Here is a 15,137-nt window from a genome sequence, read left to right on the forward strand (position 1 = left end):
TTTGCTAATCTGTCCGCACATTGTCAGAAACCTGGGCCGCCTGTCCGGTTAATATATGTTCCACCGGCTCCAGTTGAAAATAATAGCTGAAAATATTTCTTCCAACGCCCACTACATTTCCTGAGCTGTAACCGTTAGCCACTCTTACGGCAACCGCGATTTTAGGATTTTCACAGGGGGCATAACCGATAAACCAGCCGTGATTAGGGCGAGATTTGGATTCTTCCGCTGTTCCCGTTTTACCTGCCACTGAAATACCTAAATTCTTTAAAGAACTGTTGGCGGCTGCAAGAGACCTCATGCCTGATTCAATATTATTCCATACTGCATCAGGCAGGTTTACTTGACTTTCTGCCTCTGAAGCATAAGCGCCAATTATATTTCCTTCCCAGTCTGTAATATGGCTGACTAAAGAAAGACGATAGCTTGTACCATGGTTTGCCAATGTCCCTGTATATCTGGCAATTTGAGTTGTAGTATAATTGTGGGTGCCCTGTCCGATGGCGGAGGGCACAGCATATTGATCTGTTACGTGAGGCTTGGCCTCCCCTATTTGAATGCCAGTAGGCTTATTTAAATCAAACATAACAGAATATTTTTCTAAAAACTCCAGGCCTTTTTCCTCTGAAAAGGTTCCGTCCTCCTTACCTCCCGCCATATACACAATATTGCATAAATAGTCATTGCAGGAATGGCGCAATGCGTCTGCGCTGGAGGAAATAATTCCGTGACCGCCTCTGTTCCAGCATCTTAACGGCGGAGACACATTATCAAAGATTCCGTCGCACATAACTGCTGTATCTGCCTGAATCATATGTTCATTTAATCCTGCCGCCACTGTAACCGGTTTAAAGGTGGAGCCTGGAGCTGTAAGCTGACTTGTAGCCCTGTTAAACAAAGGCAGAGACAGATCATTTAAAAGCTTTCCGTAATACTGGCTGTCCATTTGATTTGCCAGCAGATTATTGTCATATCCCGGATAGCTGACGCAGGCCAGCACTTGCCCGTTTCCAGGATCTATTACTACGGCTGAGCCGGAACACGGTTCTAAGGCCAGCTGAGCCGGCTTAATCTGTAAGCTGCGTATTTTCTTCCGTATAAACTCCCACTCTGTCATCAGACCATTTTCCAGGCTGGCGTAGTCGGGATCATCCTTTGGCAGCACTCCCTGCTCATAAAGCAAACACAACACTGTTTTTGCTGAAATATTATGGTTTCTGACCATCTGCTCATAAATCAGCACATCAAATTCTTTATCCTGCTTTAGCAGGGTCAAGCAATACTCTTCCAAAATAGCTTCCATATCCTGCATATTCATATACTTTTCACCTATATGCAAAGATTCGGCGTTTAAACTTCCCTGGCTGATTATATTGAAAAAATAATCTCTAAGGCTTTCCTCTTTATTCCATAAAGGGCAGTTATTCTCTAAAATCTTATTATCCTTTAATTTTTTAATTAAATATTCCTGATAAGCCGTAAAGCTGTCCTCATAGTATTCCAGTTCTGCTCCGCCCACACCGAAGGTTTCTTTTAATCTCTGCAAAACTCTATCTTTTTCCTGTGAAAAATCAGCCAGCACCTGCTGCTCCAGGGACGATGCCTCAGGCTCTTTAAAACTATCTGTGCTGATAACATGATTTTTAAATAAACTGACATACACATCGTCTACAGGAATCCTGATCTGCGCCGCTTCCTTTGCCTTAGTCATGTATTTTCTTTCTGTACTTATCATATTAGACAGCAAAATCCCTGCAATCTGCTGTTCCAGCATCTGGTAGACGGCCTCCTGCAATTCTTTATCTATAGTAAGATATACATTGTTTCCTGCTTTTGACCAAACAACATTCTCAGGCTCCGACACCTTCCGGCCCACAGAATCTGTGTAAAACTGGACAATTCCGTCTTTGCTTCTCAGTTCCTCTTCCATAGACTTCTCTATCCCGCTTTTTCCGATCATAGACTGGGCAGTATAATGGTCCTCATTATATTGGGACAGTTCTTCAGAGGAAATCAAACCTGTGTAGCCTAAAATCCCTGACATACTTTCTCCGCCATAATAAACGCGAATACTGCCCTCCTGGACGTCTGCTCCTATTAACTGATCTTTGTGCTCTGAAACTCCCACCATAGCCTCTCTTGATATATCAGAGGCCACTAAAAAAGGCAGATACTTTCTATAGGAATTCAAATATAAACCATACCTGATATTTAGAATTTGAAGAAGTTCTCCTTCAGACAGCTTTTCAGGCAGGCCATATTGAAGAAGTTCCTTCTGTGTATAAAAACTATAGTTTTCCCTGCCTAAAAGGAACATGTCCTCCCCGCACATATAACTGACAATCTCCTTTGCTGTCATATTTTTTTCTTCCTCAGTCAGCTGATTTAAATCTGCTTTTCCAAATAAATCGCCTAGAAACCTTAAAAGCCTGGTTCCTGATTCTGTAAATTCATATTCTCCTTCTTCTGAGGCGGAGATGGGAATAATTTTGTTCATTTTATTATCATCATTTACTATGACTGACAACTGATAAGCAATTCCGTTTAATGTTCCCTGTCTTTCTTTTTTTGTCTTATAATTTTGAGAATCCTCCAAAGTCAAATCATAGGATAATCTATCCTCCGCCAAAAGTGTGCCATTTCTGTCATAAATCCTCCCTCTGGTTCCCGGAATTCTCTGCTTTTTCTGAATCGTACTTATATACTTTGTTTGATAATCCTTTCCATTTAAAATCTGAAGCTGATACAGCCGCCCAATTAAAGCGGCAAACAGAAGGCAGAACACTCCTGCAAGGCCAAGTAATCTAGGCTCCTTTACTTTTATATGCAGATTGCGAAACATAAAAATTCCTTTTCCTTAAATATTACAAATGTAAGATTTTCAATTAAAAAAATAAAGGCTTTACTAATTCACCTTTGTTCTATTAGTATTACACATGTAAGATTTAAAGTCAACCACAAATTTTGTCTAATTTAAAATACAGCATATAGGACAATCAACGCTACATAATATGTTACGTACATAAGCCACATGAAAGGGGCAAAAATATTGGATATTATTTTTCATTTTCCCAAAGACATACAGGCTCAGAAAGAGCTGGCGCGGCAGGTGGCAGATGTCCACGGCAGCTTTATTCTGGAATATATTCAGTCTATGACATGCCCCGGTGAAGAAAAATCACGGCTCCTCCACTCTGTTTTAAAAATAATAAAAGAAACTGTATAGTTCTGCCCCTATAAGTAGTTACTCAGCAAAAAACTGAGTAACTATTTTTTATATAAAATTCCGTTGTGTTAGGATAGCATTTTCTACACATTTGGCCGCATATGTAGCAAGCCTGGAACCTTTATCTACTTTAAATGTATTCACTGCCTTGATCAGTCCGATTGTTCCCACTGACAGCAAATCTTCCATATCATAGTCAGTACCCTGATACTTTTTCGCCACGTGGGCCACCAATCTCATATTTCTCTCAATTAAAACATCTCTGGCCGACTGGTCACCTTCCTTACAGCGCTCTAAATATTCTCTTTCTTCTCCTGCTGTCAATGGTTTGGGGAAAGTTTTCAAAGAAAGCCACCTTAACGCTATTTATTTTATCTTATGCTTTCTTCAGATTTATAGTGCTTTTACAAGTTTTTTTTCTCTATTTCAGCTGGTCCTCCATGAACTTTCTGCTTATTCTAAGTAATTTCTCAGCTATTTTTAATCCGCTCTATGGCCTCTTTCGTTTTTTCATAGCTGCCAAAAGCAGTCAGGCGGAAAAAGCCTTCCCCTGCAGGCCCAAAGCCAGAGCCTGGAGTTCCTACAATATTACTTTTTTCCAAAAGAAAATCAAAAAATTCCCATGAACTAAGTCCGTCTGGAGTTTTCAGCCAAATATATGGAGAATTCACTCCGCCATATACTGTATAACCTGCGCTTTTCAGTCCTTTTAAAATCTCCTGGGCATTTCTCATATAATACTGAATCTGCTGCTGAATCTGAGTCTTTCCCTCCTCCAAATAAACTGCCTCCCCGGCCCTTTGCACAATGTAAGGCGTCCCATTGTATTTTGTGCCGTGGCGCCTGTTCCACATATCCCGCAAAGATACTCCGTTTCTTTTCAGGTCCTTTGGTACAACTGTAAACGCCAGACGAAGGCCTGTAAATCCTGCTTTTTTAGAAAAACTGCGCAGCTCCATAGCACACGTTCTGGCGCCCTCACATTCGTAAATAGAATGAGGAATCTGAGGGTCTGAAATATAGGCCTCATATGCTGCATCATATATAATCAAAGCATTATTTTTGTTGGCGTAATCCACCCATCTCTGAAGAGCCTCCTTGGTGATCGCCTCTCCTGTTGGATTATTAGGAAAACAAAGATATATAATATCCGGCGTTTCCTTAGGAAAATCAGGCACAAATCCATTGTCCTCTCTGCAGGGCATATAAATCAGACCCTCATATCTGCCTGTAGCCTTATTAAATTCCCCGCTTCTTCCCGCCATTACATTGCTGTCTACATATACAGGATAAACAGGATCACAGACTGCAATTTTATTATCCTGGCTAAACAACTCCTGAGTATTTCCAGAGTCGCATTTTGCTCCATCTGAAATAAATATTTCGTCAGCGCTGATCTCGCAGCCTCTAGCCTTAAAATCATTCTCCGCAATCATTTCCCGCAAAAACTCATATCCCTGTTCCGGCGCATAGCCACGGAATGTTTCTGCCTGCGCCATTTCGTCCACAGCCTTGTGAAGAGCCTTTATTACTGCCGGAGCCAGAGGAAGGGTGACGTCCCGGTATCACATAGTTAAAGATATTGGTATCATTCAATCAATTTTGCCGATAAAGCGGTAGAAGATTTCTACCTCCTGTTCCCGGCTTCCGTCCTCACCTTTGACCGCTTCATGGACAACGATTTTTTCAATCAGCATATTCAAAAGTTCGGCGGTCAGTTCTGTTGGATTGACGCACTCTTTCATCAAGGCAATCCATTTTTCTGCGTCTACGGCGTTCTGGCTTTCAGTGGCGATAGCGGATTGAAGCTGTTCAATCTTTTCGTCCAGTTCAGCCTGTTCGCTTTGGTACTTCCCGGACAGCATAGAGAAGTTGTATTCCGTGATACGCCCCGCCGCCCAGTCCTCATACATCCGGGCAAACAAAGTATCGACTTCGGCTTTTCGCTTCTCTGCCTTTTTCAGTTCTGCGGCCTGCTTCTTTCTTGCGGCAGCCTGTCCCTTATCAGTGGCATTTAACAGCTGCTTCAAGAGCCGTTCTTCATCATGCTGTACCAGCCCCGACCAGTATTGCAGACGGGAGAGGACATAGGCATAAAGCACATCATAACGGATATAGTGCATGGAGCATTGGCGTGTGCCCTGCCCGTACTTGCTACAATGATAATGGCCGTAAGGCTTGCTGTTCTGCCTGTTCTCCCCATAGGACAGCGACCAGCCGCAATCCGCACATTTTACCAATCCGGAAAAAATCTGCGTTGTACCATCCTTGCACTTCCTGCGGCGGTTTGCTATCTGCTCCTGTACCTGCCGGAAAACCTGCTCGCTGATAATCGGCTCCTGCGTGTTCTCCACCCGCACCCATTCACTTTGGGGCTTGCGTACCCTCCGCTTGTTCTTAAAGGAAATGTTCGTTTCCCGGTAATGAATGGTATGGCCGATATAGGTTTCGTCTTTCATAATGCTCTTGACCTGGGCTATCGTCCATGCGTAGCTTTTTTCCTCCGGCGCACCCGCATAGATGTTTGCAAAAGTCCCGTCACGCTGGAAGTTGATAAATCCCGGTGTGGGAACCTTTTCCGCAATCAGTATTCTTGTGATACTGGCCGCCCCTCTGCCATGAATAGCAAGGTCAAAAATCTTCTCCACTATCCAGCGGGTTTCCTCGTCGATTATCAGCTTGTTTTTGATTTCCGGGTGTTTCCTGTACCCGATGGGAGCATAGGCGCCGATACGCTGTCCTGTGGCAAACTTTGCTTTGAAAGCGGCCTTTACCTTGCGGCTTGTATCTTTCGCAAACCATTCATTGAACAGGTTTTTGAACGGGACAAAATCGGAAAGCCCTTTCTCTGTGTCCTCATTCTCCGCAACGGCGATGTAGCGAACCCGTTTCTCCGGGAACAGAAATTCCAGATAGTAGTCCATCATCACATGTTCCCGCCCGAAACGGGACAGGTCTTTCGTGACAATGCAGTTTACTTTTCCGGCTTCCATATCGTCCATCATGCGCTGAAAATCCGGCCGTTCAAAGTTCGTCCCCGACCAGCCATCGTCCACATACTCACCGACTACATGAAGCCCCTGTTCCTTTGCGTACTGTTGCAGGATTGTCCGCTGTGTTTCAATGCTTACGCTGTCACCATAGTTTTCATCGTCCCGGCTCAATCTCATATAAAGCGCCGTGTTGTAAATCGTAGTATTGTAAGGTTGTTTCACCGTTAAAAATCCTCCTTCTAAAGAAACAACCCACGCTTACAATACTTTTGCTCTATGGCAATTATATCATAAGCGTGGGCGTGTTATCAATGATGGGCTATCAGGTTGAAGCGGCTTTTTCTGCGGTATGCCGCACCACATCTACAATCAGATCACCGAGGGGCTTCCCGCCTGCGGCGAAGTGTTCGGAGATTTTTATACGGTTGTTCCCACATACAAAATACTGCGTGCCGTTCTCTGCTTGTATGACCTGCCCTGTCCGGGGTGTGAAAATATCGCTTTCGCTTTTTGCCATCCAGTGTCCTCCATATTCAGTTTTCAAGGTACAATGCCGCACAAAGGCGGCGAAAATTTCTGCTTATATCTATCACCTTTCCTTTACCGTGTGCCGCTGCTGACGTTTCAGTTCCGCCAGTATATCCGGCGGGATACGGTCAACCAGCCGCTGTAAATTGTCCAGTTCGCTTTTCAGCTTTGCCCGTTCCATCGTATCTTTCATCTTTCCTTTTTCGCTGGCCTTTGCCCTTGCTTCCAGCTTCTCATTCTCCGCCAACAGGTCATTGATTGTGACCTTGTACTTTTTCAGTTGCCCGGAGAAGTTCTCCATCTGCGGGAACCACTTTTTCAGCATGGAGAGGGCTTCCTCTTTTTTCTTTCCGGCGTTCAGCGGGTTAATGCCGTCAAGGGCGGCTTCAATGGCTCTTGCCTGCCGGGAGAGGGAAACCGCCTGTTTGAAAATCCGGGTGGGGATATGCTTCCGGCCTGTCTTGCTGGCACTTTCCCCACGCTCCAAGTCGGGATATTTCTCCACCATATAGGCGTGAAAATCGTCCTGCCACTTCGTCAGGTTTGCCCGGTTGCCGATAATCTCCTTAGCGCACAGGCGGTTGTCCTTTGTCAGCGGAACAAAGGTCAAATGCAGGTGGGGCGTTTTCTCGTCCATGTGTACCACCGCCGACACGATATTTTCCCGTCCTACCCGGCCAATGAGGAAATCTGCCGCCCTTTGGAAGAACGCCTGTATCTCTTTTGGGGATTTCCCCTTGAAGAACTCCGGGCTGGCGGTTATCAGCGTATCGACAAACCGTGTGCTGTCTTTCCTCGTCCGGCATCCAGCCTGCTCGATACGGCTCTGAATGAAGTGGTAATAGCGTCCCTCCGGCTTGACGATATGGAAGTTGTATTTACTCCGGCTTGTGTCAATGTCGGGGTTGCTGGCGTATTGTTCTTTCTGTCTTTCGTGATGGGCTTCCAGCGGCCTTGCCGGGTTGCCCTTGTGCTTCTCAAACCGCAAAATTGCGTGTTGTGCCATTCTGCTCCTTTCCCCATTCCTTTCCTATCCGGGGTTTTCCACAGGGAAAATCCCGCCGGAATTATCTCTGATACGATAGGAATGGAATGGATATAAATAAATCATTTTAATCTTTGTATTTCTATATACCGTCCGGTTTTCGTACTTCAAGAGGGGCGGTTTCCGTACTTCATGGGTACGGTTTTCAGTCCTCCGGCGTACCAGAACGGGATTTCTTGAAGTCAGTGTTTGGAACCGCTTCATAGGATTTTGGGAAAATGCGGTTGGGTTTTCCACAGCCCTGCTTCTGGATTTCCACCAGTCCGGCGTATTGCAGTTCCCGCAGGGTGTTCACCGCTTTCTGCCGCCCACAGTGGAGCAGGTCAACCACCTCGCAGATGGGGTAATACAGGAAAATCCGTCCGCAGTCATCCGCCCACCCATTCTTGCGGGACAACTCTGTCCGGCGCAGGATAAAGGCGTACAGAACCTTTGCCTCGTTGGACAGGGGCTTGAATGTGGGGGCTTCAAAGAGGAAATTCGGGAGCCGGGTGAAGCTGAACGCCTTTTCCGGCTGATGGATATAGATGGTATTTGTCATAGTGCGTTTTGTGGACGGTTAGAAGCCCGTTTTCCGGGGCGGGCGATACTTTATACCACCTGCCCCGGTTTGGGGCTTGCAAAGCCTGATAAATCAAGGCTTTTTTCGCTCCTAACTGTCCACAGCAGACCTCCTTTTCCGTTCACTTTCTGTTTTCTGCCGCCTGTGAACTCTGGCGGCACAGCCGGGGCAGTATTTTGCCCGGTTGGATTTGGGGACGAACACACCGCCGCAGACCACACAGCGTTTCAAGTCCTTATCCCGGAAAATCTCCGCTTCCAGCGTCCCGTCCAGCGGCAAGACCGCCCAGCGGAACCACTTACAGCAGACCGAGAAAGAAACCGTCTGCGGGCAGGTGCAGGTGTCCCCATCGTCAAGGACAATGCAGTTGCCGTCCTCACAGCAACAGCACTCCCGGCGTATCAGGCTGGCCGCCTGTTTCCTCTGTGCCGGTGTCATGCGGTAAAGGGAACCGTCCGGCCTGCGTTCCAGCGGCGGCAAGTCTTTATAGGGGTTATTTCTCATGCGTTCCCTCCATTTTGCTTTCCGTTGCCGTTTTCCCCGAAAGGATTTCCAGCTTTGGCACGCTCCCCGCAGCTTCGGGACATTTTGTCCCGAAGTCCGGTTCCTTGCGGTGCTTCCCCAGCCGGGGTATTCCTTTTCGGACGGTCATTCTGTTTTCAAGGTGCTGTCCATCGATGAACTATCCTAAGTCTACACGAAAAAAATGCAATCCCCGGAATTTTGCGAGAATTGCATTTTGATGAAGTTTACACTTTGGAAATTGCATTTTTGCAATCATCCTGTATAATGGAAGTATGCGGAGGAGGTGCGTGTCTATGGCTTTACCCGGAACACCCGGACAGCGGATTTCCGATTTATGCAACGGAAACCATATCACACAAAAGGAACTTGCGGAGAAGATAGGCGTTTCCGCTTCCCAGTTGAGCCGCATTGTCAGCGGCGAAACGAGAACGGTCAGCAGTGATATTCTCATAGGTGTGGCAAAGGAATTTAAGGTATCGACAGACTACATACTGGGCTTGTCTACCGTGAGCGTCCGCAAAAGCTACGATATTTCTGAATTAGGCTTGTCCGAGGGAGCCGTGAGGGGGCTTGTGACGGGTGCTGTTGATGTGCAAATACTCAATCGCTTACTGGAACACAGGAATTTTCCCAAGCTGATAGATTTGATACGGATTTATTTTCAGGACACGGCGGCAAAGGGGATAATGGCACGAAACCAGCTTATCGAGATGGCAACGGCTTCCCTGTCCGACCTGATGAAAGAACACCCGGAACACCGGGCGGAAGCAAAGCAGGATTTACAGCTTTTGAACGCTCAGAAGATGGGGGAACATGAAGCGGAGATAGAGAAAATCAAAAATGTGTTCCTTGCTATCCTGCGGGACATTAAGAAAGACATTGACAACGGGGAACAGCCGGGAGAAGCTGTGACCGCCGCTATGTTCCAAGCCATGCGGGACACTATGGCGGAGCAGAAACAAAACCCGCTTTCCATTGACGATGTAACAGCGATGATAGCCGGACAGATCGGACAGCTTGCGCCGATGGACAAAGAAACTGCCGACCTGTTCCAGCAGTTGGCGAAGAAGATGATTGAGCAGGCAGGAAAATAAAACATAAAATTCAAAGGAGATACTTATGGCAACAAAAATATTTGTTCACGGCTCAGGACACAAAGCAACAAGTTGGGAAAAAACAATTTCATACATGACAAACAACGAAGATATTGTATGTCCAAATTTATCCTCCATCCTTGAAGGGAAAGAGGCAAGCTACGAAAATCTATATTCTTCATTTGTAAAATATTGTAACGAATTTGACGGACAAATTCATTTATGCGGTCTTTCATTAGGTGGTATTTTGGCTCTGAATTTTGCTTTGGATTTCCCGCAAAAAGTGAAAACATTAGTTTTAATCGGAACGCCATATAAAGTCCCGAAAGTAGCATTTAGTTTTCAAAATATAATTTTCAGATTTTTACCAAAATCTATTTTTGAAACTATGGCATTTGATAAAAAGAACACATTTGCTTTAGGGGACACTATGAAGAATTTAGATTTCAGTGATAGGGTGAAAAATATTAAGTGCCCCACTTTAATTCTTTGCGGAAAGAAAGACAGTGCAAATATGAAATCAGCGGATTACTTATCACAAAGTATTAGAAGCGCAGAATTGAAAATTATTGAGAATACAGGCCATGTTGTCAATGAAGAAAATCCAAAAGCCTTAGCAGATATATTGAATGAATACTATTTGAAAAATTCTTAAACAATTCTGAAAGAAACTCGAAAACTACAAGCATAAAAGTTTAGAAAATAAATAGCAAAGCCAGCCGAGCCAGTCAATGGTCAAGATGAACGGCGCATTTCATGCGCCGCCGTTGACAGTCCCGCCCGTCTTTGCTAAAGGGTAATCAAGGCGGGAAAGCCCTAAAATGGTTTCACACCTATTTCAATAATTGGAGGAGATAAAAATGAGATCAGAAAAGGAAGTTTATGATATTGTTTTGAATTTTGCAAAAACAGACAAACGCATTCGCATGGTTACTTTGGAAGGATCTAGAACAAATACAAATATTCCGCCTGATGATTTTCAGGATTTTGATATTACTTTTTTTGTTACGGATATGGACAGCTTCACAAGTGATGATAAATGGCTAGATATATTTGGTGAAAGGTTGATTCTGCAAAAGCCGGAAGATATGGAATTATTTCCAGCTGTAGAAAAGGGATTTTCATATTTAATGCTGTTTACTGATGATGTTAAGATAGATTTAACTTTGCTGCCGCTGGAACTGATAGACGAGTATTTTACATGGGATAAACTGGTAAAGTTACTGTTGGATAAAGACAACCGTATCGTAAAGCCGCCAATACCAACGGATATAGACTACCACTTGCAGAAGCCTACTCAAAGAATGTTTGACGATTGCTGTAATGAATTTTGGAATACTACAACATATGTAGTAAAGGGCTTATGCCGCAAAGAAATTCTTTTTGCTATTGACCATATGAATGATATAGTACGAAAAGAATTGCTTCGCATGATTTCCTGGCTGATTGGTATCAAACAGGGATTTCATTTCAGTTTGGGAAAAAACTATAAATTTATGAAGCAATATGTCCCAGAGGAATTGTGGGAACGACTTATGTCCACTTATAATATGGATTCCTATCCCCATATGTGGGAATCCTTTGAACAATGTATGGCATTGTTCCGGGAGGTTTCGTCAGAAGTGGCATGCCAGTTGGATTACCAGTATCCACTATATGATGAAAAAATCAGTAATTATGTGATTCGGCAAAAGAAAAAATATGGCATTGAAGATGATAACAAATAAAATTTTTTCAATCGAAAAAATTTATTTTGATTATTCAATTTTGAAAAACTGAATACCTCAAAATCAGAAAGAGCGCGGACAAGCACTTTGAGGGATTGGCCGCCTTGTCCACCCATTCAGTGGGACGGCGGGTGGCGGTCAAGGCCGGGTGTAAACCCGTTCATTTCAGCCTTGACGGTTACCCGCTGTCCTGTTACTTTTCCGGGAGTGTAGCCACAACTTCGGGACACTTTGTCCACAAGTCGGAGCGTAGGACGAGGGACGGGGGCTTTCATATACGCCCTGTCTGCTGATGAAAACAGACCTGCGCTTGCGGCTCCACGCCACACAAGCACAGCCCTGTTTTCCTGCCGCCCCTCCCCGGCGGCAACGGCATTTTCACGGCAACGCCGACAGAGCGTATAACACACTACACTTTGCTTCGCAAAGTCGTGTGCCAAATGGGGGCGTTGCCCCCTTTGGAAACCCCCCACAAGAAAAGGCGGTACGCTACCCCTCTACGGGGCGCATACCGCCTTTTCTTGTTATCCAGCCCTCCGGCTGTATCGGTTGAGCAAAAGTCAGCGTGGGAATGGTGTGGTATCTTTATCTAAGTGAATCCCCCTATTCCTAATCGTATAATATCTGCTTCCTTGTGCGCCTTTTCATATGCCGCCACCTTGCCTGCAATAGTACTGAATAAATAGCTTCCCTGCAGCTTTAAAAAATTTTCATTAATTTTATACATAAGCTTTTTCTCCTTTACCTTTTAAAGCAAAAAGGCGCCATAGCACTTTGGATCTGGAGCTTAATAAGCCCCTTATCCTTATGTTCTATGACGCCTTTGTCACTGTTTTTTTATGAATTATGACAATACTATATTCTATTTTTGTCCATTTGTAAAGGCCTGAAAATTTTTATTAATGGTGGAACAGACGGATACCTGTAAACGCCATTGCCATGCCGTACTTATTGCAGGCCTCAATTACATTGTCATCCCTTACAGAGCCTCCTGGCTCAGCAATGTATTTCACGCCGCTTTTGTAAGCCCTGTCAATATTGTCTCCAAATGGGAAGAATGCGTCTGAGCCTAATGCCACGTCCTCCATCTTATCCAACCATGCTCTCTTCTCTTCTGGTGTAAATACGGGAGGTTTCACTTTAAATATAGCTTCCCATCTGCCGTCGGCTAAAACATCCATGTATTCGTCTCCAATATACACGTCAATGGCATTGTCTCTGTCTGCTCTGCGGATATTATCTACAAACTGCAGATTTAAAACCTGAGGCGCCTGGCGCAAAAACCAGTTGTCAGCTTTATTTCCCGCCAGTCTTGTACAGTGTACTCTGGACTGCTGTCCTGCTCCGATTCCAATGGCTTGTCCACCCTTTGCATAACATACAGAGTTAGACTGTGTATATTTTAAGGTAATCAGGGAAATAATCAAATCTATTTTTGCAGCGTCAGGAATCTCCTTGTTGGCTGTCACCACATTTTTAAGCAAGTCTCTGTTAATCTCCAGCTGATTTCTGCCCTGCTCAAAAGTGATGCCAAACACCTGCTTTTTCTCTATAGGAGCAGGCACATAACCAGGATCAATCTGAATCACACAGTAATTGCCGTTTTTCTTGGATTTTAAAATCTCTAAAGCTTCCGGCTCAAATCCTGGAGCAATCACTCCGTCTGAAACCTCCCGCTTAATAATTTTAGCCGTATCTGCGTCGCATATATCTGAAAGAGAAATAAAATCTCCAAAAGATGACATTCTGTCTGCTCCTCTGGCTCTTGCATAAGCACATGCAAGAGGAGAAAGCTCTCCCATATCGTCCACCCAGTAAATTTTTGCAAGTGTTTCATCTAAAGGCAGTCCCACTGCAGCTCCTGCGGGAGAAACATGTTTAAAGGAAGCTGCCGCCGGAAGTCCTGTAGCCTCCTTCAGCTCCTTTACCAGCTGCCAGCCGTTAAAGGCATCCAGAAAATTAATATACCCTGGTTTTCCGCTGAGCACCTGAATCGGCAGCTCTCTGCCGTCGTCCATAAATATTCTGGACGGCTTCTGATTTGGGTTACAACCATACTTTAACTCTAATTCTTTCATTACTCTTCTCCTATTTCACATTTTTATTTACAATTTTTGTCTCATATTTTCCTGTGGCAATATCAATATAACGCACAAACAGAGAAACCTTATTTTCTTCATTTAAGCTGTTCCACAGAAGGTCTGTCATCTCCTCAATGCTGTCTGGAATCGCCACCAGCTTAGGCTCTCCCTCAAAGCTTGGCAGAGGATCTCCGTCATGCATATAGGTATGAATAAATCTTCCTTCTCCTCCAAGAGGATTTTCATATGCAAATGTATAGCGGACGCAGCTCTCCGGGTTTCCATTGCAGCTTTTTAAAATAGACATGGCATAATTATATTTGCCGTTTTCTATATGCATAACGCCGGAAATTCTGGGAGTATAGTTTGGTCCGTCAGGCTCAAATTCCCTGTTTCTTAAAGACTGCTCAAATGTCATCTGCTTGTCCATCCCCTGATAAATAGTATCTGTCTGATCCCCATTTGTCACAATCGTTTTATTTCCTAAAACTCGCACAGGCGCATAAATAATCAGGCTGGGATCTGTAAGCTTAGACGGATCAAAAGCCTGAGTGCGGATGCCCTCCCCCTGGTTTACAAACACCCTGTTTCTGCTGTTTTCACTTCTTCCCATAATAAAATATGCGGCTGCCGCCTTGGTTTTGTCTGCTGTTCTGCCCAGCACAATTCCCCTTCCAGGGTAAGAATTAGATTTTAACTCCTGCTCTAATGATAATACTTTCATGCCCTTATCCTCCTAAAAATTAAAAAACGCCTGGGTAGTCCTTTCAAAAGACTGCCCAGACGGTCGACATTTGCTTCCACGTGCTTCCTGTGGTTTTCCCACTGATCCGTCAGTCGCACGTCCTTATTTTTATATTATCTAATATTTCCAGGAATTGCAAGCAGATTTTTTTTCAGATATATCATATGAATCAGCTGCACTCCTTCCTCCCATATAGGGTGATCGTAATTTTCCGTGAAAAAGTTTTCTTTTATATGGCTTCTTATAAATCCGCAGGCTTCATAAAAAGGAATAGTGAGAGGACTGTCGCCAGTGCCCACTATCATCTCCCTGGCCCCTGCCTTTGCAAAATGCTGGCACAAATACTCCACCATAGCCTTTCCCAGACCTTTTCTCTGCCATTCCTTTGCCACAGCCAGATTTTTCAGTTCAGCAGTACAGCTGCTTTCCCAAGTCACAACGGCAACAGCCGCAGCCTGCTCCTCCTGCTCCTTTGTCATAATAAACAGCTGTCCCTTTTCTAAATATTGGTCTATCATGCTTTCCTGCTCGTCTGCCAATAGAAGCAGGTCTAAATACTTTTTCTTATTCTTTTCTATCTGCCTGATTTCCATTTACAGCTCCCTGAATTT

The 15,137-nt window shown here is 44.5% G+C and carries 13 protein-coding genes, 3 pseudogenes and 1 riboswitch; of the genes and pseudogenes, 4 read left to right on the plus strand and 12 right to left on the minus strand.

Annotated elements, in window-relative coordinates; genetic code table 11:
- Positions 1-4 precede the first annotated feature (4 nt).
- On the minus strand, positions 5-2,842 hold the full coding sequence (locus C1A07_RS01300; protein ID WP_101875507.1) for a penicillin-binding transpeptidase domain-containing protein: 2,838 nt from the start codon (positions 2,840-2,842) through the stop codon (positions 5-7).
- A 207-nt stretch (positions 2,843-3,049) separates the two neighbouring features.
- Between C1A07_RS01300 and C1A07_RS16105 the strand changes: the two genes are divergently transcribed.
- Positions 3,050-3,226 (plus strand): hypothetical protein, encoded by a 177-nt coding sequence (locus C1A07_RS16105; protein ID WP_180952146.1) that lies wholly within the window; start codon positions 3,050-3,052, stop codon positions 3,224-3,226.
- A 69-nt stretch (positions 3,227-3,295) separates the two neighbouring features.
- On the opposite strand, the pseudogene C1A07_RS01305 reads toward C1A07_RS16105, so the two are convergent.
- From C1A07_RS01305 to C1A07_RS01335, 7 genes and pseudogenes are all read right to left on the minus strand, one after another.
- Positions 3,296-3,571, minus strand: a pseudogene (locus C1A07_RS01305) (sigma-70 family RNA polymerase sigma factor); the annotation flags it as partial.
- Positions 3,572-3,696: 125 nt separating this feature from the next.
- Positions 3,697-4,785, minus strand: a pseudogene (locus C1A07_RS01310) (LL-diaminopimelate aminotransferase); the annotation flags it as partial.
- Positions 4,786-4,818: 33 nt separating this feature from the next.
- Positions 4,819-6,396, minus strand: a complete 1,578-nt coding sequence (locus C1A07_RS01315) for a recombinase family protein (protein WP_071599205.1) — start codon at positions 6,394-6,396, stop codon at positions 4,819-4,821.
- 145 nt (positions 6,397-6,541) lie between these two features.
- Positions 6,542-6,736 carry a hypothetical protein gene (locus C1A07_RS01320; RefSeq protein ID WP_002334813.1) on the minus strand — a complete coding sequence of 65 codons (195 nt, stop codon included), beginning with the start codon at positions 6,734-6,736 and terminating at the stop codon, positions 6,542-6,544.
- 72 nt (positions 6,737-6,808) lie between these two features.
- Positions 6,809-7,753, minus strand: a complete 945-nt coding sequence (gene mobV / locus C1A07_RS01325; RefSeq protein ID WP_002584983.1) for a MobV family relaxase — start codon at positions 7,751-7,753, stop codon at positions 6,809-6,811.
- A 184-nt stretch (positions 7,754-7,937) separates the two neighbouring features.
- On the minus strand, positions 7,938-8,333 hold the full coding sequence (locus C1A07_RS01330; RefSeq protein WP_002584984.1) for a replication initiator protein A: 396 nt from the start codon (positions 8,331-8,333) through the stop codon (positions 7,938-7,940).
- A 111-nt stretch (positions 8,334-8,444) separates the two neighbouring features.
- On the minus strand, positions 8,445-8,858 hold the full coding sequence (locus C1A07_RS01335; RefSeq protein WP_002584985.1) for a cysteine-rich VLP domain-containing protein: 414 nt from the start codon (positions 8,856-8,858) through the stop codon (positions 8,445-8,447).
- Positions 8,859-9,172: 314 nt separating this feature from the next.
- On the opposite strand from C1A07_RS01335, the gene C1A07_RS01340 reads away from it, so the two are divergent.
- The 3 genes from C1A07_RS01340 (at position 9,173) to C1A07_RS01350 (ending at position 11,700) form a co-directional block, all read left to right on the plus strand.
- A complete protein-coding gene (locus C1A07_RS01340; RefSeq protein ID WP_002584986.1) occupies positions 9,173-9,973 on the plus strand; it encodes a helix-turn-helix domain-containing protein in 801 nt (266 codons plus the stop codon).
- Between the two features lie 25 nt (positions 9,974-9,998).
- Positions 9,999-10,628 (plus strand): alpha/beta fold hydrolase, encoded by a 630-nt coding sequence (locus C1A07_RS01345; RefSeq protein WP_002584987.1) that lies wholly within the window; start codon positions 9,999-10,001, stop codon positions 10,626-10,628.
- A gap of 205 nt (positions 10,629-10,833) precedes the next feature.
- On the plus strand, positions 10,834-11,700 hold the full coding sequence (locus tag C1A07_RS01350) for an aminoglycoside 6-adenylyltransferase AadE (protein ID WP_001255868.1): 867 nt from the start codon (positions 10,834-10,836) through the stop codon (positions 11,698-11,700).
- 592 nt (positions 11,701-12,292) lie between these two features.
- Here C1A07_RS01350 and C1A07_RS01365 read toward each other — a convergent pair.
- The 4 genes and pseudogenes from C1A07_RS01365 to C1A07_RS01380 all read right to left on the minus strand — a co-directional run.
- Positions 12,293-12,427: pseudogene (locus tag C1A07_RS01365) on the minus strand (LL-diaminopimelate aminotransferase); the annotation flags it as partial.
- A gap of 172 nt (positions 12,428-12,599) precedes the next feature.
- Entirely contained in the window at positions 12,600-13,778 is a 1,179-nt protein-coding gene (locus tag C1A07_RS01370; protein WP_101875509.1) for a phosphoribosylaminoimidazolecarboxamide formyltransferase, read from the minus strand.
- 10 nt (positions 13,779-13,788) lie between these two features.
- A complete protein-coding gene (locus C1A07_RS01375; protein ID WP_101875510.1) occupies positions 13,789-14,505 on the minus strand; it encodes an IMP cyclohydrolase in 717 nt (238 codons plus the stop codon).
- A 46-nt stretch (positions 14,506-14,551) separates the two neighbouring features.
- Positions 14,552-14,632: riboswitch (ZMP/ZTP riboswitch) on the minus strand.
- 7 nt (positions 14,633-14,639) lie between these two features.
- Positions 14,640-15,119, minus strand: coding sequence for a GNAT family N-acetyltransferase (locus C1A07_RS01380; protein ID WP_101875511.1), 480 nt, complete (start codon positions 15,117-15,119; stop codon positions 14,640-14,642).
- Positions 15,120-15,137 lie beyond the last annotated feature (18 nt).

Source organism: Lachnoclostridium edouardi, from assembly GCF_900240245.1.
GTDB lineage: Bacteria > Bacillota > Clostridia > Lachnospirales > Lachnospiraceae > Lachnoclostridium_A > Lachnoclostridium_A edouardi.